Source organism: Psychrobacillus sp. NEAU-3TGS (assembly GCF_029955155.1).
In the GTDB taxonomy this organism is placed as follows: domain Bacteria; phylum Bacillota; class Bacilli; order Bacillales_A; family Planococcaceae; genus Psychrobacillus.
This window is the reverse complement of record NZ_JAPNOZ010000010.1, coordinates 244,181-266,888: the sequence shown is the minus strand read 5'-3', so window position 1 is coordinate 266,888 and position 22,708 is coordinate 244,181. Positions and strand designations below refer to the sequence as shown.

Genomic DNA, 22,708 nt, shown 5'->3' with positions numbered 1-22,708 from the left:
CTAAAATACACATAAAACTAAAGCAACTGTTCCAATTATATGATTAATAATGGTCAACTGGATGGAGCGCATATGTTCACCCTTTTTTAATCGATATGCTACTTGGCAGGCACCATATACAAGCCATATAGTAGTATAAACAACAATATGGAAGGTTCCATAATTACTCTCCCAATACGAGAAACCCACTAAAATCGTAACAATTGCTAAATAGTTTAATAAATGATGTGTCCAGTTCAACGACCATTCACGATATTTAATAATAGGAAATTTCCGTTTAAACCACAATGTCATCGAAAAGGGAGCGAAAAACAATAGAAGTATTCCAATGATTTTTCCCCAAGCAGCATTGGGATTTTTAAAGAATTCCCTTGAAAAATCAAGCCAATTATCAGAAGGAATGTAGAATAGTTCATCTGTTTTCATATCAAGAAAAAACGAACTACTTAGTTCTTTTAATCGACGTTCTGATCCATCATCGTACATTATGAGAATATCCATCGCTGAAAAATCGTTGCCATACCAACTATTATAATAATCGTCTTTAGAACGGAGGATCATGTCTTGTAGAAAAGACTGGAACTGTTCAAGCATCTTCGGATCATTCACAACCCCAACATGTAAATAAAGAGGGGACCATTTTTCAAAAAATGTATGCTCATCCCTATTCCCATTTGTAAAATAATATACCTTATTAATTGTTTGGTTTTCGCTAGATGAAGTAACTGGTGTATTAGATTCCATAGTCACTAAGTAAAAGGTTAACAAACAAATAGCTATGATAGAGGCAGTCCCGATAATAGAAACCACCCAATTTCTGATTGGCATTGTTGTTGCGTCAGTAATGGCTTGGATAAATGTGTTTTGTTCTGTATCTGTTTGTTTTAGCTTTCGCATTTGCTCGAAAAGCTTTTCTTCATTCATCATGCACACCTCCCATTTCTTTACGTAAAGCCTGGATTGCTCGTTTTAGTGTGTTTTTGACTTTTTCTTCATTCCAACTAAGTATTTCCGCCGTTTCTTTTATAGATAACTCCTCAATTTTTCTCCATATAATGACTTCTCGGTAGGAAGGTTTTAACTTTCCTAAAGCAATATATAACCCGCGAACTTCCTCCAATTCGAAAAATGGGTGCTCAACTACTTTTTCATGGATTGGTATAAAAGGAATAAATTCAAATAGACGCTTTCTTCGCAAATAGTCAAATACAATGTTTCTTGCTGTTTTACGAAGCCAAGCTTGAATTTCAACTGGTGTTCTATGTACATCTCCTGTCCTGACAAAACGAATAAAAACTTCCTGTGTCAAATCTTCCGCTACTTGTCTATGCTGCACTAAATAGGTCATATACCTAAATATGGACGGACTAAATTGCTTATATATATTTGCTATTTCATAATCATTCAACAACGGCACCTCCTTACTACTTAATACGAACGAATAGCTAAAAGGGGTCAAAAATGAGCTATTTATTGTTTTTTACAAAGAAAAGAGTGCCCCAATCTGTCTAGTGGGACACTCTTTTGTTGGCTATTAATATTAAACGAATAAGGAAAGTATCACAGCGGTACTAAACGCAACAAGTGCTTTCATAATCGTAATTGCGAAAATATCCCCATAGGCTTGGCGATGAGTAAGACCACAAATTACGAGAATAGTGATCGTTGCACCACTGTGTGGCAGGGAATCTAAGCCACCAGCTGACATGGAAGCGATTCTATGAAGATACTCCGGATCAATCCCCATCGAATTGGCTAAGTCCAAATAGTGTTGACCCATTACCTCAAGAGCAATTGACATCCCGCCCGATGAGGAACCAACAACACCAGCTAGCACGTTGACAGCAATAGACTCAGATATCAACGGATGAGAAGAAACTCCAGTAATTGCATTCCTAACTACTTCAAAACCAGGTAATGTTTTGACAACATTTCCAAACCCTACTTCGGAGGCTACATTAAATACAGCCAATAATGACCCACTTGCTGCTATAGTGAGTCCAGAGGAAAGCTTGGAAGCGGTAAATGATTTAATATTGATGAGTAACGCAGCAATAATCCCTACAACAAGTGCAACAATAAGTGCCCAAGTAGAACTCAAACTGCTTAAGTTCTGAATATTAAAAGTTTCTTGCAATAATTCAGGGGCATACCAGTGACTAACTGCTAAACTTGTTTTTGTAAATACAAAGTTAAGAATCACAACGACTGCTAAAGGAATAATTGCTAGCCAAAAATTTATAACTTTCTCATCTGGATTGATAACTGGCTCGTTTGTATGACCTTCTCCATAACCTTCTCCAGCTAGATTTGCTTTATTTACTCTTCTTGATAACCAAAGATAGCCTAACAAGAAAATGACTGATCCTGCTACAAGTCCTGTTATAGGCGCAGCATAAGCATCTGTTCCAAAATAGTTTGTCGGAATAATATTTTGGATTTGAGGTGTACCTGGAAAAGCATCCATTGTATATGTACAACCACCCAAAACAATTACTGCAGGGATAAATCTCTTCGGTATACCTGCCTCGCGAAAAACTGCTGCTGCAAATGGATATACTGCAAACACTACAACGAACAGGGAAACTCCGCCATAAGTCAAAATAGAACATGCGAGTATGGTTGCCAGAAGTGCTCTTTTAATCCCAAAGATGTTCATAATTTGTTTTGCAATTGCAGTTGTTGCACCGTTTAACTCCATCAGCTTTCCGAATACCGCTCCTAAAATAAATATAGGGAACCATGTTTTAATATAGTTTGATAAATTAGGCATGTAAACTTCGGTATAACTAGGCAATAAAGCTGCTCCTGATAGAGCGACTGCTAGTAATGTCACAAGAGGAGCAATAACTATAACAGGAAAACCACGGTAAGCTAAAAACATAAGTAATCCTAATGAGATGAGAATAGCAAGAACTTCGATAAACATGGGCGCACCGTCCTTTTCATATAGCTATCTGGAAAGAGCGGGTTTATTCCCGCTCATTCCTACATTTTATTTCTTTCAATTGAATGCTTTTTGCTCATCGCTCACTAAGTTAAATTCTTTTATATTTTCAGCAAAAACAGGCAGCTCTTTTGTATCTTCTGATCTTTTAACAAGTTCACAGACTAAATCGTTATAAGGGGTAGGGATATTTTTCTCTCTTCCTTTTTTCGACACATGCCCATTGATAAAATCGATTTCTGTTTTAAGGCCTTTCTCTAAATCTTGTAGCATACTAGCTTTAAGGTTTGCATGAGGCCCCCACACTTCTTCATAAAATGCCATTTTTTCAGGGATGTCTTCCTGCTTTTCCAACTCTAAAAATTCAAAGTCTTTCCCTTGCATTTCTACTAGCTGAACATTATTTGCACGAGCAACCTTGATTGTTTCATCGGCGATGTTTGCTAAGCTTTTCATAGCGTCTTGGTTATACAATACCTCCCCGAATGTGCATCCCAATGCTGCAGACATTCCACTAAAGGTAGCATTCATTAACAGCTTCGACCATTTCATTCCATTTATATTAGTTACGATTTCGCAATAACCAACCGTTTCTAATATGTTTTTGATCGTTTTTAATCTTTCGGTGATCTCTCCTGTAAGTTCGCCAATATCAAAAGCATATTTTTGCACTACTTCTAGTTCTGTTGTAAGTTCCGATACCCCAGGTCCAATCCATGTGGCACCAAAGCCGACTACACCACCAATCGTTCTTTCCTTCCCGACAATAGCCGCAACATTTTCTTCAGGTATACCGTTTTGTAACGTACACACCACACTATCTTCATGTAAAAAAGGAAGAATATTCTCCAATGAGTCTTTTGTGTAAACTTGCTTTGTCAGTAAGAATATCAAATCATATTTTTCAGTTAAGTGGTTTGGGTGTATAGCTTTTACAGGAATAATCTCTTCTAAAAAGCCTGTTATTTTTGCTCCGCTTTGATTTAATTCATCTACATTTTGTTGATTGATATCTATTAAATCAACTTCATATCCTCCTTTTGTAATCAGTGCACCGATAATTGTTCCAAGTGAACCTACTCCTAATACGCCTATTTTCATCAAAGTCACCCCTTAATTAAGTTCTTGGATAGTCGTAAAATTTTTCTTGCTTCATCTGGTGTGGCAACCTCTCTACCTAGAATGCCTGCCAACTCTACTATTCTTTTTACAAATTGAGCATTTGTAGTAGCTAACTCTCCTTTTCGGTAGTACACACTATCTTCCATCCCAACTCGAACATGTCCGCCTAAAAGTATACTCATCGTATTGATGGTTAGTTGTTCCTTGCTAGCCCCTATCGCTGACCATGTGGAGTCTTTAGGAAGGCTATCAATTAAAAACATTAGGTTTTTAGGAGTTGCTGACATTCCGCCATGAACACCTAATACAAATTGAAAATGGAAAGGTTCTTCCAATAAACCTTTTTTAGCAATACGTAAAGCATTATCTATCATGCCAACATCGAAAATTTCAATTTCCGGTTTTATTTGACGTTCCTTTGTAACCGTTGCCAATTCTTCTAAAAAGAAAGGTGTATTATGAAAAACTTCTTGACCAAAGTTCATAGTACCCGCATCAAATGTAGCCATTTCTGGGTTTAGCTCACAAACTCTTAATCTTGCTTCTTCATTATTCACTAATCCTCCAGCGGTTGTGAGGTTTAAAATAATATCACATTTATCCTGCACTCGATCAATTACTTCTCTATACGTGTCTAAATCAAGTGTATTATCTCCGTTATGATCTCTAACATGAATATGAGCAATAGCCGCGCCTTCTTTCCATGATTCATAAACTGAATCTGCAATTTCCTTTGGCGATAATGGCACATATGGTGTATGTTCCTTCGTAGTTTGTGATCCTGTTGGTGCTACTGTAATGATTAATTTTTCCATCCCTTTACCCCTCACAATCTATATAATTGGTTATTCGCTTTATATAATGCAATTTGCGTGCCAACTATAAAAAGTGCAATGTGAAAGGCTTTCTTTTACCGTCTGAAATAGAGTGATGAAATAATTCATCGTTTTTAAATTTAAATTATAACTATGTGCCAAGTATCGAGAAGTATGGGCGATTAAAAAAGGAATCAGTTTTGATTCCTTTTTTAATCACTTATATGTATACCTAATTTTTTTGCCTTTTTTACGACGGATGATTGGCTGATTTTTAAAGCTACTGCTGCTTTTCTAGTACTGCCATAATCTTTTAGTGCCTTTTCTATTACCTTTTTTTCTACTTTTTCGACAATCTCTTTCAGACTTAATTCCTCGGAGGGTGTATCAGTACTTTCTGGCTCCAAATTTAATATGTTTCTGGATAATTCCGCATTGATGGTTTTCTGTTTTTCTGAGGTTATAACTAAGCGCTCTACGACGTTTTGTAACTCTCTAATGTTTCCTGGCCATGTATAAGTTTTAAATACCTCATATACTTCGCGATCAAATACTATTTGTTTTCCATACTTCGTGTTATAAAAGTCTAAATAATGCTTCGCTAATAATTCAATATCTGAAATTCGATTTCGAAGGGGAGGGATACGAATAGGAAATACATTTAATCTGTAATATAAATCTTCTCTGAATTTCCCTGTTTTCACAAGTTCATATAAATCACAATTGGTTGCAGCGAGAATTCGAACATCGAATTTAATCGGTTTCGTTCCACCAACACGGGTAACCACTTTTTCTTGGATAATTCTCAACAGTTTGGATTGTAATTCAAGAGGCATCTCTCCAATTTCATCTAAAAGCAATGTACCCTTATCCGCCAGTTCGAACATACCAATCTTCCCTTTGCTAGATGCTCCGGTGAAAGAGCCCGCTTCGTATCCAAACAATTCTGCTTCAAGCAAGTTGGCAGGGATCGCTGCACAATTGACTTTTATAAAAGGCTTGTCATGTCTATCACTATTTATATAGATTTCATTTCCTATTACTTCCTTGCCAACTCCTGTTTCTCCCATTATTAGAACAGTTACATCTAGGTTGGCTACTTGATGAACCATTTGAATAATCGGTTGAATTTCATCGCTTTTTCCTATTAATTTATTCGTTATTTGCAAGTTCCTCAGATGTTCGACTTCATTTTGTGATGCAATCAGTTTCTTTTGTATATCCAATAGATCTGACATATCCCGGTTAATAACAACGACCTTTTTTAAATTTCCATCCTGATCTAAAATAGGGGAACCAGATAGCAATACTTTTACACCCGTACGAATTTCCGCCATCGCATTAATTGGTTTTTTTGTTTTAATGATGTCAGGTGTAATTGCATTTTTATATAAACCTTCCTTCATAAGATCACTTACATATTTACCTAGGACAAGGTCTGGTGATAATCCAGTTATTCTGCTATAAGACTTATTTACATATAATGTCTTTCCTTTTTCATCAGCGAGATAAATTCCATCATATAACTCGTCACAAATTTTTTTATAATCGACAGATTCCACATGCTCTTTCAATTATTCATAAGCTCCTTTTAAACCCGATTCCATTTCATTCTAATCTAGAATCAAGTAGCCAATTTTAACTGCTTGTCTAAAACTTTTCTATATTTTCAGTATAATAGACATTAAGTTTACCAGCTACTACTCTATTAAGCGTAAATAAAGGAGAAACAGCAAAAAACCTCCTGATTATTTTTGCAAATAGCTATACGATCAGGAGGTTTTATAAAGTGAAACTTCAATCAATGGGGGTTTTTCGACGCACAGGACGTGCTAGTGGACGTTGCGACATGGACGTCGCGCTTTTAGTCCCCGTCATCCCCCACTGATTGTTAGTTGAACCAATCGGGCTTTTACGGGCAGTTGATCTCCCACTTATCTTTTCGCTTTTCTTAAATCTTGAAGTGGGAGTCTTACTGTCCGTTAATGCGGGATAAAAAATGACTATTTTAGTTATTTTGCTCTCACAAATAATACCTTCAAATAATTTCCCTCTTTAAAAAGCGGAGAAGTTTTAAAATCACTTGGAAGGGAAAATTCTTCCTCAATCGTATATTTACGATTACTGTCTTTAAAAGCTTTTTCTACAAAGGTTTTAAATTTTTTCATTCCAAACGTCGCGTTGTTTGTAGAGGCTACAATGACGCCGTTCTTTTCAGTAATAGCAATAGCATCTTTCAATAAGTTTGTGTAATCCTTAGAAGAGCTAAACGTGTACTTTTTAGAACGTGCAAAGCTTGGCGGATCGAGAATTACTACATCAAAAGCAAATTCTTTTCGTTTGGCATATTTAAAGTAATCGAATACGTCCATTACGATAATGTCCTGTTTCTCTGCATTAATTCTGTTTACTTCAAACTGCTCAGTAGTTTTGCTTAGGCTGCGTTTTGCTAGATCGACACTTGTTGTTTTGGTTGCACCACCTGCAGCTGCGAAAACAGAAAAAGCACCCGTATAAGAAAACGTATTAAGCACTGTTTTTCCTTTAGAATAAGCGTCGCGAATCTTTTTCCGAACGTCACGCTGATCCAAAAACACGCCAACCATAGCCCCATCGTTCAAGTAGATAGCAAAGTTTTGGCCACTTTCCTTCACAATGAGCGGAAACTCGCCACGATCCCCTTTGACAAAGTCATCGTCTTCCAAGTACTGGCCTTTTGTATCGAAGCGTTTTTTCTCATAAATGCCTTTATAGGTAACGGAAGCTTCCAGACCAGCTAAAATCATTTCTTTAAACGAATAAATTCCTTCACTATACCAGCTGATTAAGTAAAAACCGTCAAAATAATCAATCGTTAAGCCGCCAATCCCATCGCCTTCTCCGTTAAATACACGAAAAGCAGTCGTTTCGCTATTATTGAAATAATCCACACGATGTTTAATAGCAGCTGCAATTTTCTTTTGGAAAAAATTTATGTCGATTGGTTCGTTTTCATTTTTAGTTAGAAGCCAGCCCATTCCTTTATTTTGCTTTCCGACATAACCTTTGCCGACAAATTTGCCACCAGGATTGCGCAGTTTTAAAATCGTTCCTTCAGGTAAGGAGTCCGTATCGTCGAAGCCATCTTTCAATAAAATAGGAATTCCTTTATGTAAGTCTTGCGCTAGTGCATCTTTTATTTTAATATCTATTTCTTTTGGCATAATCGTCATCCTCGAAGTTCATTTTCTTTTATTATCACATATCGGGGGATTTTAAAAAAGGAATGCGTCAAATTGGATAAACTAGCTTGAAGTAAGATGCTCCATGTCTCGGGTTTATCTACTCCAAAAATGCTTAACCATCTAGTTGAATATTTGCCGGAAGTCGGTTATATTTAACTACATGGTTAATCAAAATGAAGAAAATTTAAATGAAGTTTTTCATGCTCTAGCAAATGACACGAGAAGAGACATGATTCGTATGATGGCAGAAGAAGAAAGAACAGTTTCTGAACTGGCTGAACCGTTTGATATGTCCTTGGCGGCAATTTCAAAACATATAAAAGTTTTGGAAAGGGCAAATTTAATCGAGCGGATTGTGAATGGGAGAACGCACATATGCCGATTAAAGACTGAATCATTGTCTCAAGCAACAGAATGGCTTCACTTTTACGAGAAATTTTGGAGTAAACGCTTTGATCTTCTTGAAAGTGAGCTAATGAAAGCAAAAAGGAAAGAACATTAAACGTAAAAGGAGCAATCACATGAACAATTTATCTACAACGACTTTAACAATGAAAAGAGTATTCGACGTAGCGCCAGAGCGAGTTTTTGACGCATGGTTGAACCCAGAGATGATGAGAAAATGGTTCTTTACCTTGGAGGGGACAAACAAAGTCGCACAAAACAATCCTCAAGTAGGTGGGACTTGGGAAATTGTAGATCACCGAGAGGGTCAAGATTACCGAGCGATTGGGGAATATCTTGAAATAGATCCTCCTCAAAAATTAGTTTTTACTTTTAAAATGCCTCAATTCAGTGAATTAGAGGATACGATCACCGTAATATTAAAAGAACTTCCGCAAGGGTGCGAAATGACATTTTCACAAAAGATCCATGTTGCTCATGAAGAAAATTGGACCGAATCCGATATTGAGAAAGCACTAGGAGAATATCATGATGGGTCGGAACATGGTTGGAACTTAATGTTTATGGGACTGAAAGAATTACTTGAAACAGGAAAAATTAGTTATACAGGACAATAACAAAGTGAAATAATAGCCGCATTTTCTGATTGGAAAATGCGGCTATTTGTTAAGGAATAATAAAATATTACTAAAAAAGATACGTTTTCGTTCTTATTCCGTTAAAGCATCCGTTAATAAAATAAGATAATCTATTTATTATAATCTTACCAGTGAACTTGAAGCTTATTGCCATTTGGGTCATAAAAGTGGAAAAAGGCATGACCATTATCTTCTTTTATATCTTCGACCTTAACTTGATTATCAATTAAGTGTTGATGAAATTTAGATAATTCTGGACTTGTAAAGCCAATGCTGAATTCTTGTTCATTATCAATCGTAAAATGTGCAAATGTTTCATCTTCGGTAGGAACTAAGATCAGTAAGAAAGGTCCTTCATTTACTTTTAAAATTGCAAGTTTCTCAGTATTGTTTAGTAACTGCAGTCCTAATACATCTCTATACCATTGTGCAGACAGTTCTAAATCTTTTACAGGAATTCTAATATAATGTACTTGTTCAATAAATGATTTACTCATAGCCTTCTCTCCTTTATCTAATCCGGTATATCAAATAATTCCCTTTCTATATCCCTTTTTCCTTCCGATTATTGAATTAACCTGCTTTTTAACGGAAACGTTTTTTCTATAATGGGTGGACTAAAAGTTTTAATGGTGTAGCTACTAAATATCTAGAGCATTATTTGTACTGGTTCTAATTCTAATTCTTAGACACCATCAGACATCCGGCAAATCAAATAACAACATTATTCTTTCACAAAGCCCATTGTAAAGAAGCCTTGTTGGATATACTTTCACCCGCTCTTATTCGAGGTGTTTATGGTACAATATACTATACATATGTACGAGGAAGGAAGTTCGTTGTGAAAAAGTCGAAAGTTGTTATTCCGATAATGATCGTGGTAGCGGTACTCGCTACATGGATTCTGAAGGATCATACGGACGTACCAATTCTCCATAAGATTCTTATTACAATAGGTGCATGTATCTTATCAGGAGGACTTGGTTACCTATTACTAGGATCTGATGTTCAAAAAGTTGACCCGAAACAAAATCAACAACATACAAACAAAAAGGGAAGCAGAAAGTGATCTGTTTTCCTTTTTTCTTAAATAGACAGGAGGTATAAGAATGCTCGAGAATGCACGCCGGTTATTACAAACCTATTTTGGATACGATTCCTTTCGAGAAGGACAAGAAACGATTATTAAAAATGTGCTAAACAGCCATTCAAGTCTTTGTGTAATGCCTACAGGAGGAGGAAAGTCGCTTTGTTATCAAATCCCCTCTTTAATGTTAGAAGGAACTACGATTGTTATTTCCCCACTCATTTCCCTTATGAAAGATCAAGTAGATACTTTAGTGCAAGCAGGCATTTCAGCCACCTTTATCAATAGTACATTAACCGCAGAAGAAGTAAGAGAAACAATGGAAGAAGTGCAAAACGGGCAGTATCGTTTACTTTATATTGCGCCTGAACGACTAGAATCTCAAAGCTTTTTAAATCAACTAAAGCGTGTCAAAGTGCCATTAATCGCAGTCGATGAAGCGCATTGTATTTCTCAATGGGGACATGATTTTAGACCAAGCTACCGTGCAATTCATAGACTGAAGGACATATTTGAAGAAGCACCAGTCGTTTTAGCTTTAACGGCTACAGCTACTCCAGAAGTTCGTGCTGATATATGCAGATTGCTTCAAATTGAAGAAGATAGCACCGTAATCACGGGATTTGCACGTACAAACCTCACTTTTTCTGTTGTTCTTGGACAAGACAAAAACAAGTTTCTAAAAGATTTTATTAAAAAGAATGCACATGAAGTAGGGATTATATATGCAGCGACTCGGAAAACGGTGGATCAGCTATATGATTTATTAAATAAGACGGGAGTACGCACTGCAAAATACCACGCAGGACTTCCAGAAGCATTTCGCAATAAAGAACAGGAACGTTTTCTAACGGATGAAGCGCAAGTAATGGTAGCGACAAATGCGTTCGGAATGGGTATCGATAAATCGAACGTAAGATACGTGATTCATTATCAGCTTCCTAAAAATATGGAAAGCTATTATCAAGAGGCAGGAAGAGCAGGACGAGACGGCCTACCAAGTGAATGTGTAGTGTTGTACGCATCTCAAGACGTACAAACCCAACGCTTTTTGATCGATCAGGCTTTGGACCGTGAACGTATTCCTGGGGAGCTAGAGAAGTTACAAGGAATGGTCGACTACTGTCATACAGAAAATTGTTTACAGCAGTTTATCGTAACCTATTTCGGAGAACCAGATGCAAAAGAATGTGGTCGATGTGCGAATTGCACAGATGAAAGGGAAGTACAAGACGTCACAAAAGAAGTGCAGATGGTGTTATCTTGTGTTGTTCGAATGGGACAGAAGTTTGGAAAGACGATTACAGCGCAAGTTTTGACCGGTTCACAAAATAAAAAAGTGATCGACTTCGGTTTTACGAAGCTGTCTACATATGGAATATTAAAGAATCAGTCATTAAAAGAAGTATCGGGATTAATGGAATTCATGATTTCAGAAGGAATCCTATTAGTAGATCACGGGAGTTTACCGACGATATATGTTTCAGATAAAGGAAAAGATGTATTGCTAGGGAAAAGACAAGTTATGCGTAAAGGAGTCGCAGTAACGAAACAAATTGCGAAAAGTGATCCGTTATTTGAGGGATTAAGAGCACTTCGGAAAAAACTTGCGGACGAAGCAGGTGTACCACCATTTGTTATTTTTTCTGACAAAACACTACAAGATATGTGTGTAAAGCGTCCGCAAACCGAAGAACAATTTTTAGAGGTGCACGGTGTTGGTGCAAATAAAAGAGATAAATACGGAAAAGCTTTCCTTGAAGAAATTAACCGTTATACCACTGTATAGTTTTTATGGGATACGACAGTTAAGTTAGAAGGAACATTGATCTTCTTCGCATCTTCTGTAGATATTTCGACAATAACTGAGTGTTCTAGAATCTTGAAAATAGTACCTTGTACTTCGTGGTCGTTACGAGAAAAAGAGATCTTCTCATCAATTTTCCGTGCTGCTACGAAGTCCGAAACTTCTTTTGGTTGTCGTTGGAAACTCATGTATCTGCCTCTATTCTAGTTTTTTTACGCAAATTGCGATACTTCTATTATAACATAAATAAACTATTAAAATGCCTGATAGAGATTATTAGAGCTAAATACAAATATTTCCGTTTTAAATTAAAAATTTGTTGATAGAAAAAGTCGTGCGGGTTGTGGGAATAATTTGTGCGATTTTTCTGGGTTCACAGTAAATGAGTGAAATATCAAGTATAAAAGAATCTAGTACAGTAGAGCGTTGTAATTTTGGATTTGCAGAGATTATTGGATATGATAATGTTAAGAGATTGGTTTTGGGAGGAGTACGCATGAATATTATCGAAACGCCATACTTATTGGAAGAAAAAGAGAAGCATATGTCGAACGTGATTCAATTTGAAAATCATCAAGTGTTGAATATTCATTTGCGAAAAGGAGAAGAAATAAAAGAGCATGATGAGAAAGAAGAGGTTTTAATTGTTGCAAGAAAAGGGAAAGTATTATTTACAGTAAAAGGCGTAGAACAACTAGTAACTACGGGTCATATCCTTCATATGAACCCTCTAGAAAGACATGCATTAAAGGCAGTAGAGGATGCAGATGTAATCGTTAATAAAATTGGAAACTAAGAGGAGATTATGCATAGTGCATTTTAATGAACTAAAATTAGACGAAAAGATTTTACGAGCAATCGAACAATTAGGTTATACAGAGCCGACAGAAGTACAACAGAAAGTTATTCCTGTTGCACTAAAGAAACAAGATATTTTAGTGAAATCAAAAACGGGTAGTGGAAAAACAGCAGCGTTTGCAACACCGCTATGTGAACTAGTCGAGTGGGAAGAAAACAAACCACAAGCATTAGTGCTGACACCAACAAGGGAGCTAGCTGTTCAAGTACAAGAAGATATTACTAACATTGGGCGTTATAAGCGTATTAAAGGACTTGCCTTATACGGGAAATCTCCATTTGCTAAACAAAAGCTAGCGTTAAAGCAAAAAACACATATCGTTGTGGGAACTCCAGGAAGAGTTCTTGACCATATTGAAAAAGGGACGCTAGATGTATCGAAAATCGAATATCTAGTCATTGATGAAGCAGATGAAATGTTGAACATGGGATTTTTAGAACAAGTTACATCAATCATTAAATTACTTCCTACAAAACGCACAACGATGTTATTTTCAGCCACTTTATCTATTGAAATCAAAAAGTTAAGTAGTAAATATATGAATCAACCCGTTTCAATTGAAAACGATGTTGCCGAAGAAAATGCTCCGGATATTGAGCACGTGAAGTATGTAGTGCAAGAGGAACTCAAACTTTCATTTCTAGAAAAGCTAACAATTATTGAAAATCCCGACAGTTGCATCATCTTTTGCCGTACAAAAGAACGAGTGGAACAACTTGTAGATATATTAGATGAAAAAGGATACACTGCCGATAAAATTCATGGTGGCATGATGCAAGAAGATCGTTTTGAAGTAATGGATGACTTCCGAACAGGGGATTTCCGTTATTTAATCGCAACTGATGTAGCAGCGCGAGGTATTGATATTGAAAATATTACGCATGTCGTTCACTATGATGTCCCGCTGGAGCAAGAAAGCTATGTCCATCGTACTGGTAGAACAGGACGGGCTGGCCGCAGTGGAAAATCGATCATGATGGCTACACCGTATGAAGATAAATTTGTAAAAGAAATTGAAGAATTTATCGGCTTTGAAATTCCGACAGGCCCTGCATTGTCAGCAGAAGAAGTGGCAAAAAATCGTGCTGCATTTGATGTGAAAATGCAAGAACAGCCAGAATTGAAAAAATCGAAAAGTGAACAATTAAATGCTAATATCACTAAATTATATTTCAATGGTGGAAAGAAGAAAAAGCTTCGTGCCGTAGATTTCGTTGGAACAATCGCCAAAATTAGTGGCGTGTCAGCAGATGATATCGGGATTATCACGATTCAAGACAATGTAACTTATGTAGAAATATTGAATGGCAAAGGTCCACTAGTTTTAAAAACGATGCGAAACACAACAGTGAAAGGCAAGCAGCTAAAAGTGCATATTGCACATAAATAGAAGCGAACACCACATAAACGAGCTTGGGGCTATCTAAACCCCAAGCTCGTTTTCAATAAATGTTCGATAGGATGACAATATACCATCTGGTAAATTATTCGGTTGAAAAAATTGAAGACTGCGCGATTCAATCCCATCGGGAGAAAGATTCCCTTCATATTCTTTCGTTTTATAAACTGCCGTTACCGAATAAAACATATCACCATTAGGATTTTCCATATAATATTCTGGCCCTGAATACACGTGACATAATGTTAGTTCTCCAATATGTAATCCCGTCTCTTCTAAAACTTCACGGTGTGCAGTATCTTCTAAGCTTTCTCCAAGCTCCATTAGTCCTCCCGGCAATCCGTATACGCCAAGTTCTCTTTCTTGCAATAGCACTTCCTCATTGTCATTTAAAATGAGTACGACCGATCCTGGAAGTATTAATGGACTATGACCAACAAATTTTCGAAGTTCCTTATAATATTCCATTTCCATTATCCTTTCCAATGCGAGATTCTATTATTAGTTTACAGTAAAAAATGGTAAGATACATAATAATGTGAAACCTCGGTGACAGGGATTCGTATATTGAATAACGAGTAAAAAGTAAGGATGTGAGCGTCGGTGACAAATAAACGATGGTTTCAAATAGGTGTGGCAATACTGCTGACATTATTAATCATTTTTCTATTTATGAAAGTACAAAGTATTTTTTCTCCACTAGTCATTATTGGACAAACAATTTTTATGCCATTATTGATAGGGGGCGTTTTGTTTTATTTAACAAGACCGCTTTTAAAATGGTTGGAGTCTTTAAAGTTTCCAAGATGGGCTAGTATACTGTCTATTTTTTTAGTGATTGGATTAGTTGGATGGGGTTTTTATGCATTAGTGGGTCCACCTCTAACGAAACAAGTAAACGCGCTTGTGAAAAATACGCCAGTAATTGTTTCAGAGGTGCAAGAGTTTTCGCAATATGTATTTGCAAACCAAGAAAGATTTCCTGAGTTTCTGCAAAAAACAATAACAGAAGTATCAGATAGAGTTGATACTATTGCGGTCGGTGCTGGTTCGTTATTGATCAAGTTTATCCAAAATGTGTTCCAAGGTGTTTTCCTATTTGTTCTTGTGCCATTTTTCCTTGTGTATATGTTGAAGGACCATGAAAAGTTTGCTCCTTTTATAGCGAATTTTTTTAGAGGAGATAAGAAAACTTGGATGCGCAAAACATTAGCTGATATTGACGATGTATTACGTTCTTATATTCAAGGACAACTTTTTGTCAGCTTTTTAGTTGGGGTCATGTTATTCATTGGGTATTCCGCAATTAAACTTGAGTATGCATTATTGCTTGGTGTATTCGGAATGATGATGAATGTGATTCCATTTTTAGGACCTTATATTGCGCTTGTGCCAGCAATTATTATTGCATTAATACAAAAGCCGAAGCTTGCGATATATGTAGCAATTATTATGCTTGTTTCACAACAAATTGAAAGTAATCTTATTACACCAAATGTAATGGGGAAATCATTAGATATTCATCCTTTGACTGTTATTACGATCATTTTAGCAGCGGGTAATATTGCGGGACTTTGGGGAATTATTTTAGGGGTTCCTACGTATGCGGTCATCAAAGCAATACTAAAAAATATTTATGCACACCGAGTAGAAATTAAAGAAGCAGCAACGGAGTCTGTATAAATGGATAATAACCTGTCGTTTAAATCAAAAAGGGATAAAGCTTTTTTGAGAATGATCATGGTGGCAATTGTGATTGTGGCATTAGTTACACTTGTGCCGGCAATATATGAATTATTTTTTCGGAAGAAAGAGATATGCTCGCCGTTATTATAACTACCGTCCTATTTTTTTTATGCGCTGGTTTTATTGTTTGGATTTCTATTGATATTGAATATACTTTTACAGAAAATTATTTATTTGTACGTGGCGGTCCTTTTCGTAGCAAAATTCCGTATGAAGATATAACTAAAGTAAATCCAACGGCGAATATCCTTGTTGGATACAGAGTTCTTTCTTCCAAGGATGCGTTAGAAATTCATTATAAAAAAGCGTTATTGGGAAGTGTGATTATATCACCTAAAAGGCAAGAGGCATTTTTACAGGTTTTAGTAGAAAAAGCACCACATATTCATTTGATGAAATGAGGGTTTTAGCTAATGGAAAAAGAAAATTTCAATAAACCAAGTAATGATTTAATCGGCGATATTCTAAGGAATTATGAAAAAACGGGTGGTATGGATAATTTAAAAGGGCAAGGAAAGCCCTTACCAGATGAGTATTTTTCTGGAGACATATTTCAGCATTTCCAAAAGATAGCGAAGGATGCTGGTTTTAAACCCCATTGGTTAAAACTACAGCATGCGATTCGTGATGAATTAAAAGACATAGCCAAAAAGTATGCAGATGGGCAAAAGGATGGTTTACAATTCCGTGTAACAAAAGTAAATGAAAAAATAATAGAGTACAATAAATCCTGTCCACCTCCTATGCAAAAAGGTGTCGTGCGATTGGAAACAATTGATGTATCAAGTCAAATGTGGTGAATAATTCGAGTTCTCATTTCTTTGAGAGCTCTTTTTTTATTGACGGAAAGTTGCATTTTTATTATGATGAATTTTAGTTAACTAAATTAATTTTATAGTTAACGCATTGGACAAAAGGGGAAAAATAAAATGAGAAATAATCGTTTAAAAATGATGATTGTGGCTGCATTGTTTGCTGCAATTATATCTGTTGCTGCTCAAATAATAATTAATATACCGCCAGTTCCATTTACGTTAATGACAATTGCGGTTATGTTGACGGCAACTATTTTAGGAGCAAAATATGGGACGCTTGCTGTCGCAGTATATGTATTGATGGGGGTTATCGGCATTCCTGTTTTTGCGGGGATGAAAGGCGGATTTGGAGTTGTTTTAGGTCCAACCGGTGGCTATATTATGGCCATTATTCCTGCTGCTTTATTTGTGGGATGGTATTTGGGGAATTTTGGGCATACGAAAGCTCAAGCAATTATAGCGAATATGATTGCCGTATTAATAATCTTAGCGCTTGGAACCGCTTGGTTAAAATTTGCTGCAGATTTACCTTGGAATGGAGCAATCAAAGGTGGAATGCTTCCGTTTATTTTACCAGATTTAGCAAAGGCAATTGTGGCTGCTATTATTGGAATAATAATAAGAAACCGCTTAGTAGCAGCTAAACTAATATAAGAAACTTGCCTGAGGGGATTCAGGCAAGCTTTATGTTTTAGGGGTATCGTTCTTCGCTTAACGAACGATTTTTTGTGTGGTGGTGGAAAGCTTCGTCTTGCACTTGTATGTTTAGTTCTTCCACTGGAATGGGATCTACTGTTTGCATATCTTCGTGCATATCAAAAAGGCTTTCTTTTGTTGTTCGTACGCCATCTGGATTATCAAGAAAGCGTCCTTGTGCGTCATGACGGATTTTATCCTTCATTTTTTACAAGGTTTAAAAGCATGTGACTAAGAGCGTGCTGTTGCTCTTTGTCTCCACTTTTCCAAAGTTGTTGTAAAAGATGTTCTTCGCGATTTCGTGGTTCCTCATGGTTTGCAAGATAACCAGCTACCTTCTCAGTAGCTTTAGCTAATACTTCCTCGCTTAATCCCATCTTTTCACCAGCTGCTACCTTACCTGCTAAATACGATTTAAAGGTAGTAAAGTTTTTAAGAATCTCTTCTTTTTCTTCCGAGTTGATACTATTTAACTTTGCATCCAGACGGTCATCAATGTTCATCGCCATTCACATACACTCCCTTCTTTTAGAATCCTTCATAGTTATGTCCAAAGAAAGGGCAATCATGCATAGTTATTTTAGGAATAAAGTGGACAAAAACCGCATTTTTGCAAACCTGGAATATCTTTAGAGAAACAGCAGGTTGTACGAACTGGACTATTGATTAATTGAGCTGGGCTTTTTCCTTTCAAATAGTTGGATAAAAATGATTTAGAAGCAAAAGCAGTCCAAATGGCTTCATCTTGCATGAGCGTCCAATCCTGTTTCGCTTGATCGGCAATGGCTTCATTGTCGAAAAAAATGTAATAATGCCAAAGTAAATAGCCAAAGACGTTTTCCCATAATGTTAAAGGGGAAACACTACACGTCGAACGTAATTGTTGAATGATGGGATAGCATTGTTGCTCCCAAATAAGTTGCACGTCTTCGGCTCGATTTTTTCTTGTTTCACGAAAATGTTCTTCTCGTATATATGTGCTGATTGTTTTATTTCCATACTCGGTTGTTGAAAAAAACATTAAATTCTCTAATGGACCATCCCAAATTTCATCATACATCGTCATCATATAAAACTGCATCGAGATGAACATACCAACTCTTCGCATGAAAAAAGACGCTGCAATAGGATCAGTCGGAGCACCAGAGATTAGCTTAATCATGGAAATTGAACTATCCACATTTTTAGCATGGAAAAGGGGAGTTCCGGAAGGCTCTAAATACACGCTATAATTATTCAATTGTCTGATTTGATCATTCGATAAAGTAGTCATATACATATTATACAGAATTTTATCAAAACTGTTGACTTTTTAAATGAAAATGATTATCATTACCATATAGAGAAATCCTCTGTAGATGTGAGGACTCTTACCAGCGACTTTTCTCCAAAAATGTGGCTGACTTTCGCACACTTAACCCCCCTCAAAGTTAAGACAGTGCTATATACGTATCGGTGACCAAATCTGGTTACCGATTTTTTTTTATGTTTTAGGAAAGAAAAATTAGTATTAAGGAAACTTGTTATTTTAGAAAGTGGTTGCTTTCAATGACTGATTGGTTGACCTTATCCATTTAATGGAGAATAAGTTAATGTGATATTTCACATTCTAGGGAAACTGCGCGGTAAGATACTAAGGTGTCCGCTCCAGGCGGACGCTTTCCGTGGGGCGAGCGGTGAGCCTCCTCCTCCGCTAACGCTACGTGCGGGGTCTCACCTGTCTCGCTAATCCCACAGGAGTCGTCGCCTTGCACTCCAATCAATAGAACCTACTAATAATCCCTACAAAGTAAGTCTTATTCCATTAATCATAAGTTTTTCCTATAGAAAAACAATCTAGTACTAGATTTAGTGGATCATTTCTTAGTAATTAGCAGACTCTACTGGATTGTAGCGAAAGGGTGGCGACTCCAGCCGGAATAGCTTGAGCTGAAGACCCTGGACTGAGCGTAGCGAAATTTACTTTTGCGACGAGCTTGCGCAGGAGCAAAGGAAGCGGCTGAAGCCAAGCCGGCGGAAAGCGCCGGCCCTGCAGCGGTAATCCTGAGGATACTTTATTCAACTCACTACTTCGTTGTTTCCCTATATTATGAACCATCTTTATTATTTTAAACAATTATGTTTGAATAATTTTACATATAAATATAAACATAGGAAAAAATATGTGAAGAAGTTCACTAAGACTTAAGCATTGACATTGAAATATACACCGTCTATAATTTTCAGAATATAAAGAAGATTGGATGTGTGTATCTGATTTTCATTATAGAAAAGGGGATCATTTTGATAAATCTAGAGGATAGGTGAGTGAGAAGATGGATTTGAGAACACGTGCATTGAATTTGCATCGAGAGAGTAAAGGAAAGTTGGAGTTAGTAGCAAAGGTTCCAATGGGAAGCAGGGAGGATTTAAGCTTAGCTTATTCCCCGGGAGTAGCAGAGCCTTGTATAGAGATAAAAAATGACCCCTCCACTATTTATGAATACACAGCAAAAGGCAATCTTGTCGGTGTTGTAACAGATGGTACTGCTGTTTTAGGTCTTGGGGATATTGGGCCAGAAGCCGCTTTACCTGTGATGGAAGGAAAAGCAATTCTTCTAAAAAGATTTGCGAATGTCGATGCCTTTCCAATTTGTCTGGATACAAAAAATGTTGATGAAATTGTCCAAATTGTAAAAGCTTTAAGCCCAACCTTTGGTGCGATCAACTTAGAAGATATTTCTGCACCACGTTGCTTTGAAATAGAGGATCGCCTTCGTGAGGAACTCAAGATTCCAGTATTTCATGATGACCAGCATGGGACTGCGATTGTAGTAGGGGCTGGACTTCAAAATGCGGTGAAACTTGTAAATAAACAAATACCAGACCTCAAAGTAGTGATTAACGGTGCTGGTGCTGCAGGAATGGCTATTTTACGCATTTTACAACAACTAGGCTATCGCGAAATTATTATGTGCGATTCTACAGGAATTATTTACGAAGGTCGAGAAGATGGAATGAACTCGGTAAAAGCAATGATTGCAAGCAGTACGAATCCACGTAATGTAAAAGGTTCTCTGCTGGATGCAATGGAAGGTGCAGATGTATTTATCGGCGTTTCTGTAGCTAATCTTTTAACAAAAAATATGATCGATTCGATGAATAATGACCCGATCATTTTTGCTTTGGCAAATCCAAATCCAGAGGTGGCCTATGATTTAGCAAAAGAGTGGGGAGTAAAGGTTATTGCAACTGGTCGCTCTGATCATCCAAACCAAGTAAATAATGTGCTAGCGTTTCCAGGTATTTTTAGAGGAGCACTAGACGTAAGGGCCACTGATATCAATGAAGATATGAAACTAGCGGCTGTCCATGCAATTGCATCTCTTATTGAGGAGCATGAGATTAGAGAGGATTATATTATTCCAGATCCGTTTAATAAACAGGTTGTAGACGCTGTTGCAAAGGCAGTAAGTGAAGCAGCTATCCAATCAGGAGTATCGACTTTATTTCAACCTGTAATGAAATAAACATAAGAAATTTTTTATAATTCAAATGGAAAATATTTGATTAAAATAACAATATTCGTATAATAAAAAACATATGAGACTATTAGCTTTCTGTGTAATCGGTTCTCTTCATAGAAAGCATATGTTTGAAAGCAGGACCCTTCAACAAGGGCCTTTACTTCCATGTTCGTTGGAAAAATGTTCCTAGAGAAAACACTCTACGGAACATTTTTTGTTTACTTCCATACTTAGAAACTATTTTCTATTTTAAACGTAAAAGTAAGTATAAGAGGAAATGGGGGTATTCCAATGGATATACGCGACTTTTATGTTTCGCTAGAACCGAAAGCTGCGCTAGATATTTTGCAACAACATATCGTGCAAGGCAGTATTTCTGGCACGATTATAGATGTGTACGAACGAGTTGTAGGTGAACATCAAATTGTAGTATGTGTATTAGAGAAATATTATATGCGTACAAGCAATCGGGCTTCATTAACTATTACGATTGATAATTTAGAGAACCAAACAAAAGTACATGCTGCATCTGCAGGAGCGGGGTCAGGTGCTATTTTTCGCTTTGATTGGGGAGCGGGAGGCGATTTTGTAAATAGTGTCGAAAGGGCTCTTGGAGAATATATAGTGTAAAAAAGTACATGGTTTTGAGGATGTTTACTCAAAACCATGTACTTTTTTATCAGTCCTATTTGAAGTTAATGCCGCTGCTCTAGTATTTAAGATCTTTGTATAATAGCTATGTAAAAACATACCTAAAATAATAATACCAAGTCCTACTAATGCAATTGGTGTAGGCAATGGAATGTGGAGAATGATCATTTCCCCGGCAATTACAAATAATATTTCTGTCGACTGAGTTGCTTCTACAGCGGCAAGCTTTCCTTGGTGGTTGCGGACACGATCCGTTGCCATAAAAAATAGAGTAGTAGCGACAACGCCAGAACTAACAGCGACTATTAACGATTGTACGACCTGACTCGTAGAAGGGAGTCCGACTGTAAATAGCGCGAATACTACAAGTACGATCCAAGCGGGGAGGGAAGCAATCGTCATTCCAAGCACGCGTTGAAAGGTATCCAGTTTACCATCTAAATGCTCCATCATTTTACGATTACCTAGTGGGTAGGCAAACGCCGCCACTATTACAGGCAATATACCTAAAAAATAGCACTCATAGAAAGAGAGCTTGTATTTGGAATTTGAATAAGAATAATACCTATCAATATGACAAATGAGATTAGTAGCGAAATTACTGGAATTTTTTGTTTAATCATACGATCCTTAATTTTCACCGAGAAAAATGGAGCGAGAAGCACACCTGCAACAATTGTAAATTGCCACATTCCGGAGATTAACCAGCCCGGTCCATAGCCGGCTGCAAATGTAAGTGGTGCATAAAACAAGACAAAGCCCACAAAACTCCATATAAGCCACGGAGCAGGAGCGGATCTTAGCTCTTGGAACGTAATAGCCAACCCTTTTCGATAAGAAACTATGATAAAAAGAAAAGGCAACATAAAGAAGAAGCGAAGGGAGGAGCTCCAAAGCCAGCTTCCTCCTGATACTTCCATCGAACGATTAAGAATAAACGTTACCGCAAAAAACAAAGAGGCAAGAACCCCCAGTAATATTTCCCGCATGC

The 22,708-nt window shown here is 36.9% G+C and carries 25 protein-coding genes and 1 pseudogene; 12 read left to right on the top strand and 14 right to left on the bottom strand.

Going from position 1 to position 22,708, the window contains the following annotated elements; translation table 11 throughout:
* The 7 genes from OR571_RS09870 to OR571_RS09840 all read right to left on the bottom strand — a co-directional run bounded on the left by OR571_RS09870 (position 1) and on the right by OR571_RS09840 (position 8,087).
* Positions 1–924, bottom strand: coding sequence for a hypothetical protein (locus OR571_RS09870; RefSeq protein WP_282242631.1), 924 nt, complete (start codon positions 922–924; stop codon positions 1–3).
* On the bottom strand, positions 917–1,408 hold the full coding sequence (locus OR571_RS09865) for an RNA polymerase sigma factor (protein WP_282242630.1): 492 nt from the start codon (positions 1,406–1,408) through the stop codon (positions 917–919). Before OR571_RS09865 ends, OR571_RS09870 begins: the two co-directional genes overlap by 8 nt.
* A gap of 132 nt (positions 1,409–1,540) precedes the next feature.
* The gene (locus OR571_RS09860) at positions 1,541–2,929 is read right to left on the bottom strand and encodes a GntP family permease (protein ID WP_282242629.1); all 1,389 of its coding nucleotides are present in this window, start codon (positions 2,927–2,929) and stop codon (positions 1,541–1,543) included.
* Between the two features lie 75 nt (positions 2,930–3,004).
* On the bottom strand, positions 3,005–4,048 hold the full coding sequence (locus OR571_RS09855; protein ID WP_282242628.1) for a ketopantoate reductase family protein: 1,044 nt from the start codon (positions 4,046–4,048) through the stop codon (positions 3,005–3,007).
* A gap of 5 nt (positions 4,049–4,053) precedes the next feature.
* Positions 4,054–4,884 carry a beta-keto acid cleavage family enzyme gene (locus OR571_RS09850; RefSeq protein WP_282242627.1) on the bottom strand — a complete coding sequence of 277 codons (831 nt, stop codon included), beginning with the start codon at positions 4,882–4,884 and terminating at the stop codon, positions 4,054–4,056.
* 212 nt (positions 4,885–5,096) lie between these two features.
* Complete coding sequence (locus OR571_RS09845; RefSeq protein ID WP_282242626.1) at positions 5,097–6,458, bottom strand: sigma-54 interaction domain-containing protein; 1,362 nt, start codon at positions 6,456–6,458, stop codon at positions 5,097–5,099.
* Between the two features lie 438 nt (positions 6,459–6,896).
* A complete protein-coding gene (locus tag OR571_RS09840; RefSeq protein ID WP_282243141.1) occupies positions 6,897–8,087 on the bottom strand; it encodes a class I SAM-dependent rRNA methyltransferase in 1,191 nt (396 codons plus the stop codon).
* Between the two features lie 181 nt (positions 8,088–8,268).
* Here OR571_RS09840 and OR571_RS09835 point away from each other — a divergent pair, with 181 nt between their 5' ends.
* Together OR571_RS09835 and OR571_RS09830 are read left to right on the top strand one after the other, a co-directional pair.
* Entirely contained in the window at positions 8,269–8,610 is a 342-nt protein-coding gene (locus OR571_RS09835; protein WP_282242625.1) for an ArsR/SmtB family transcription factor, read from the top strand.
* Positions 8,611–8,629: 19 nt separating this feature from the next.
* Complete coding sequence (locus OR571_RS09830) at positions 8,630–9,130, top strand: SRPBCC family protein (protein ID WP_282242624.1); 501 nt, start codon at positions 8,630–8,632, stop codon at positions 9,128–9,130.
* A gap of 146 nt (positions 9,131–9,276) precedes the next feature.
* Here the strand turns inward: OR571_RS09830 and OR571_RS09825 are convergent, their stop codons facing one another.
* Positions 9,277–9,648 (bottom strand): VOC family protein, encoded by a 372-nt coding sequence (locus OR571_RS09825; protein ID WP_282242623.1) that lies wholly within the window; start codon positions 9,646–9,648, stop codon positions 9,277–9,279.
* A gap of 344 nt (positions 9,649–9,992) precedes the next feature.
* Between OR571_RS09825 and OR571_RS09820 the strand changes: the two genes are divergently transcribed.
* Positions 9,993–10,220, top strand: a complete 228-nt coding sequence (locus tag OR571_RS09820) for a hypothetical protein (protein ID WP_282242622.1) — start codon at positions 9,993–9,995, stop codon at positions 10,218–10,220.
* Between the two features lie 40 nt (positions 10,221–10,260).
* Positions 10,261–12,027 carry a DNA helicase RecQ gene (gene recQ, locus OR571_RS09815; protein WP_282242621.1) on the top strand — a complete coding sequence of 589 codons (1,767 nt, stop codon included), beginning with the start codon at positions 10,261–10,263 and terminating at the stop codon, positions 12,025–12,027.
* On the opposite strand, the gene OR571_RS09810 is transcribed toward recQ, so the two are convergent.
* Entirely contained in the window at positions 12,012–12,233 is a 222-nt protein-coding gene (locus OR571_RS09810) for a DUF2187 family protein (protein WP_142538970.1), read from the bottom strand. The genes recQ and OR571_RS09810 overlap by 16 nt on opposite strands.
* 194 nt (positions 12,234–12,427) lie before the next feature.
* On the opposite strand from OR571_RS09810, the gene OR571_RS09805 reads away from it, so the two are divergent.
* Complete coding sequence (locus tag OR571_RS09805) at positions 12,428–12,841, top strand: cupin domain-containing protein (RefSeq protein WP_282242620.1); 414 nt, start codon at positions 12,428–12,430, stop codon at positions 12,839–12,841.
* Between the two features lie 13 nt (positions 12,842–12,854).
* Positions 12,855–14,294: a DEAD/DEAH box helicase gene (locus tag OR571_RS09800; protein ID WP_481900384.1), complete on the top strand. Its 1,440-nt coding sequence runs from the start codon at positions 12,855–12,857 to the stop codon at positions 14,292–14,294.
* A 33-nt stretch (positions 14,295–14,327) separates the two neighbouring features.
* Here the strand turns inward: OR571_RS09800 and OR571_RS09795 are convergent, their stop codons facing one another.
* On the bottom strand, positions 14,328–14,771 hold the full coding sequence (locus tag OR571_RS09795) for an NUDIX hydrolase (RefSeq protein WP_282242618.1): 444 nt from the start codon (positions 14,769–14,771) through the stop codon (positions 14,328–14,330).
* A gap of 135 nt (positions 14,772–14,906) precedes the next feature.
* On the opposite strand from OR571_RS09795, the gene OR571_RS09790 reads away from it, so the two are divergent.
* From OR571_RS09790 to OR571_RS09775, 4 genes are all read left to right on the top strand, one after another.
* Positions 14,907–15,986, top strand: a complete 1,080-nt coding sequence (locus OR571_RS09790; RefSeq protein WP_282242617.1) for an AI-2E family transporter — start codon at positions 14,907–14,909, stop codon at positions 15,984–15,986.
* A gap of 134 nt (positions 15,987–16,120) precedes the next feature.
* A complete protein-coding gene (locus OR571_RS09785; RefSeq protein ID WP_282242616.1) occupies positions 16,121–16,450 on the top strand; it encodes a PH domain-containing protein in 330 nt (109 codons plus the stop codon).
* A gap of 12 nt (positions 16,451–16,462) precedes the next feature.
* Positions 16,463–16,849 carry a DnaJ family domain-containing protein gene (locus OR571_RS09780; RefSeq protein WP_282242615.1) on the top strand — a complete coding sequence of 129 codons (387 nt, stop codon included), beginning with the start codon at positions 16,463–16,465 and terminating at the stop codon, positions 16,847–16,849.
* Positions 16,850–16,978: 129 nt separating this feature from the next.
* The gene (locus OR571_RS09775; RefSeq protein ID WP_282242614.1) at positions 16,979–17,518 is read left to right on the top strand and encodes a biotin transporter BioY; all 540 of its coding nucleotides are present in this window, start codon (positions 16,979–16,981) and stop codon (positions 17,516–17,518) included.
* A 37-nt stretch (positions 17,519–17,555) separates the two neighbouring features.
* Here the strand turns inward: OR571_RS09775 and OR571_RS09770 are convergent, their stop codons facing one another.
* The 3 genes from OR571_RS09770 to OR571_RS09760 all read right to left on the bottom strand — a co-directional run bounded on the left by OR571_RS09770 (position 17,556) and on the right by OR571_RS09760 (position 18,833).
* Positions 17,556–17,765 (bottom strand): hypothetical protein, encoded by a 210-nt coding sequence (locus tag OR571_RS09770; RefSeq protein ID WP_142538976.1) that lies wholly within the window; start codon positions 17,763–17,765, stop codon positions 17,556–17,558.
* Positions 17,755–18,063, bottom strand: a complete 309-nt coding sequence (locus OR571_RS09765; RefSeq protein WP_400791106.1) for a DUF3243 domain-containing protein — start codon at positions 18,061–18,063, stop codon at positions 17,755–17,757. Before OR571_RS09765 ends, OR571_RS09770 begins: the two co-directional genes overlap by 11 nt.
* A 77-nt stretch (positions 18,064–18,140) precedes the next feature.
* Positions 18,141–18,833 carry a hypothetical protein gene (locus OR571_RS09760; RefSeq protein WP_282242612.1) on the bottom strand — a complete coding sequence of 231 codons (693 nt, stop codon included), beginning with the start codon at positions 18,831–18,833 and terminating at the stop codon, positions 18,141–18,143.
* A gap of 1,042 nt (positions 18,834–19,875) precedes the next feature.
* On the opposite strand from OR571_RS09760, the gene OR571_RS09755 reads away from it, so the two are divergent.
* Together OR571_RS09755 and OR571_RS09750 are read left to right on the top strand one after the other, a co-directional pair.
* On the top strand, positions 19,876–21,069 hold the full coding sequence (locus tag OR571_RS09755) for an NAD(P)-dependent malic enzyme (protein ID WP_282242611.1): 1,194 nt from the start codon (positions 19,876–19,878) through the stop codon (positions 21,067–21,069).
* A 288-nt stretch (positions 21,070–21,357) separates the two neighbouring features.
* Complete coding sequence (locus OR571_RS09750) at positions 21,358–21,696, top strand: DUF6054 family protein (RefSeq protein WP_282242610.1); 339 nt, start codon at positions 21,358–21,360, stop codon at positions 21,694–21,696.
* 24 nt (positions 21,697–21,720) lie between these two features.
* Here OR571_RS09750 and OR571_RS09745 read toward each other — a convergent pair.
* Positions 21,721–22,706: pseudogene (locus tag OR571_RS09745) on the bottom strand (DMT family transporter).
* Positions 22,707–22,708: the final 2 nt, after the last annotated feature.

Coding starts and splice junctions, on each gene's coding strand:
- OR571_RS09870 (WP_282242631.1), bottom strand. CDS start 924: ATGAATGAAGAAAAGCTTTTCGAGCAAATGCGAAAGCTAAAACAAACA.
- OR571_RS09860 (WP_282242629.1), bottom strand. CDS start 2,929: ATGTTTATCGAAGTTCTTGCTATTCTCATCTCATTAGGATTACTTATG.
- OR571_RS09855 (WP_282242628.1), bottom strand. CDS start 4,048: ATGAAAATAGGCGTATTAGGAGTAGGTTCACTTGGAACAATTATCGGT.
- OR571_RS09850 (WP_282242627.1), bottom strand. CDS start 4,884: ATGGAAAAATTAATCATTACAGTAGCACCAACAGGATCACAAACTACG.
- OR571_RS09840 (WP_282243141.1), bottom strand. CDS start 8,087: ATGCCAAAAGAAATAGATATTAAAATAAAAGATGCACTAGCGCAAGAC.
- OR571_RS09835 (WP_282242625.1), top strand. CDS start 8,269: ATGGTTAATCAAAATGAAGAAAATTTAAATGAAGTTTTTCATGCTCTA.
- OR571_RS09830 (WP_282242624.1), top strand. CDS start 8,630: ATGAACAATTTATCTACAACGACTTTAACAATGAAAAGAGTATTCGAC.
- OR571_RS09825 (WP_282242623.1), bottom strand. CDS start 9,648: ATGAGTAAATCATTTATTGAACAAGTACATTATATTAGAATTCCTGTA.
- recQ (WP_282242621.1), top strand. CDS start 10,261: ATGCTCGAGAATGCACGCCGGTTATTACAAACCTATTTTGGATACGAT.
- OR571_RS09810 (WP_142538970.1), bottom strand. CDS start 12,233: ATGAGTTTCCAACGACAACCAAAAGAAGTTTCGGACTTCGTAGCAGCA.
- OR571_RS09805 (WP_282242620.1), top strand. CDS start 12,428: ATGAGTGAAATATCAAGTATAAAAGAATCTAGTACAGTAGAGCGTTGT.
- OR571_RS09795 (WP_282242618.1), bottom strand. CDS start 14,771: ATGGAATATTATAAGGAACTTCGAAAATTTGTTGGTCATAGTCCATTA.
- OR571_RS09785 (WP_282242616.1), top strand. CDS start 16,121: ATGCTCGCCGTTATTATAACTACCGTCCTATTTTTTTTATGCGCTGGT.
- OR571_RS09780 (WP_282242615.1), top strand. CDS start 16,463: ATGGAAAAAGAAAATTTCAATAAACCAAGTAATGATTTAATCGGCGAT.
- OR571_RS09775 (WP_282242614.1), top strand. CDS start 16,979: ATGAGAAATAATCGTTTAAAAATGATGATTGTGGCTGCATTGTTTGCT.
- OR571_RS09770 (WP_142538976.1), bottom strand. CDS start 17,765: ATGAAGGATAAAATCCGTCATGACGCACAAGGACGCTTTCTTGATAAT.
- OR571_RS09765 (WP_400791106.1), bottom strand. CDS start 18,063: ATGAACATTGATGACCGTCTGGATGCAAAGTTAAATAGTATCAACTCG.
- OR571_RS09760 (WP_282242612.1), bottom strand. CDS start 18,833: ATGACTACTTTATCGAATGATCAAATCAGACAATTGAATAATTATAGC.
- OR571_RS09755 (WP_282242611.1), top strand. CDS start 19,876: ATGGATTTGAGAACACGTGCATTGAATTTGCATCGAGAGAGTAAAGGA.
- OR571_RS09750 (WP_282242610.1), top strand. CDS start 21,358: ATGGATATACGCGACTTTTATGTTTCGCTAGAACCGAAAGCTGCGCTA.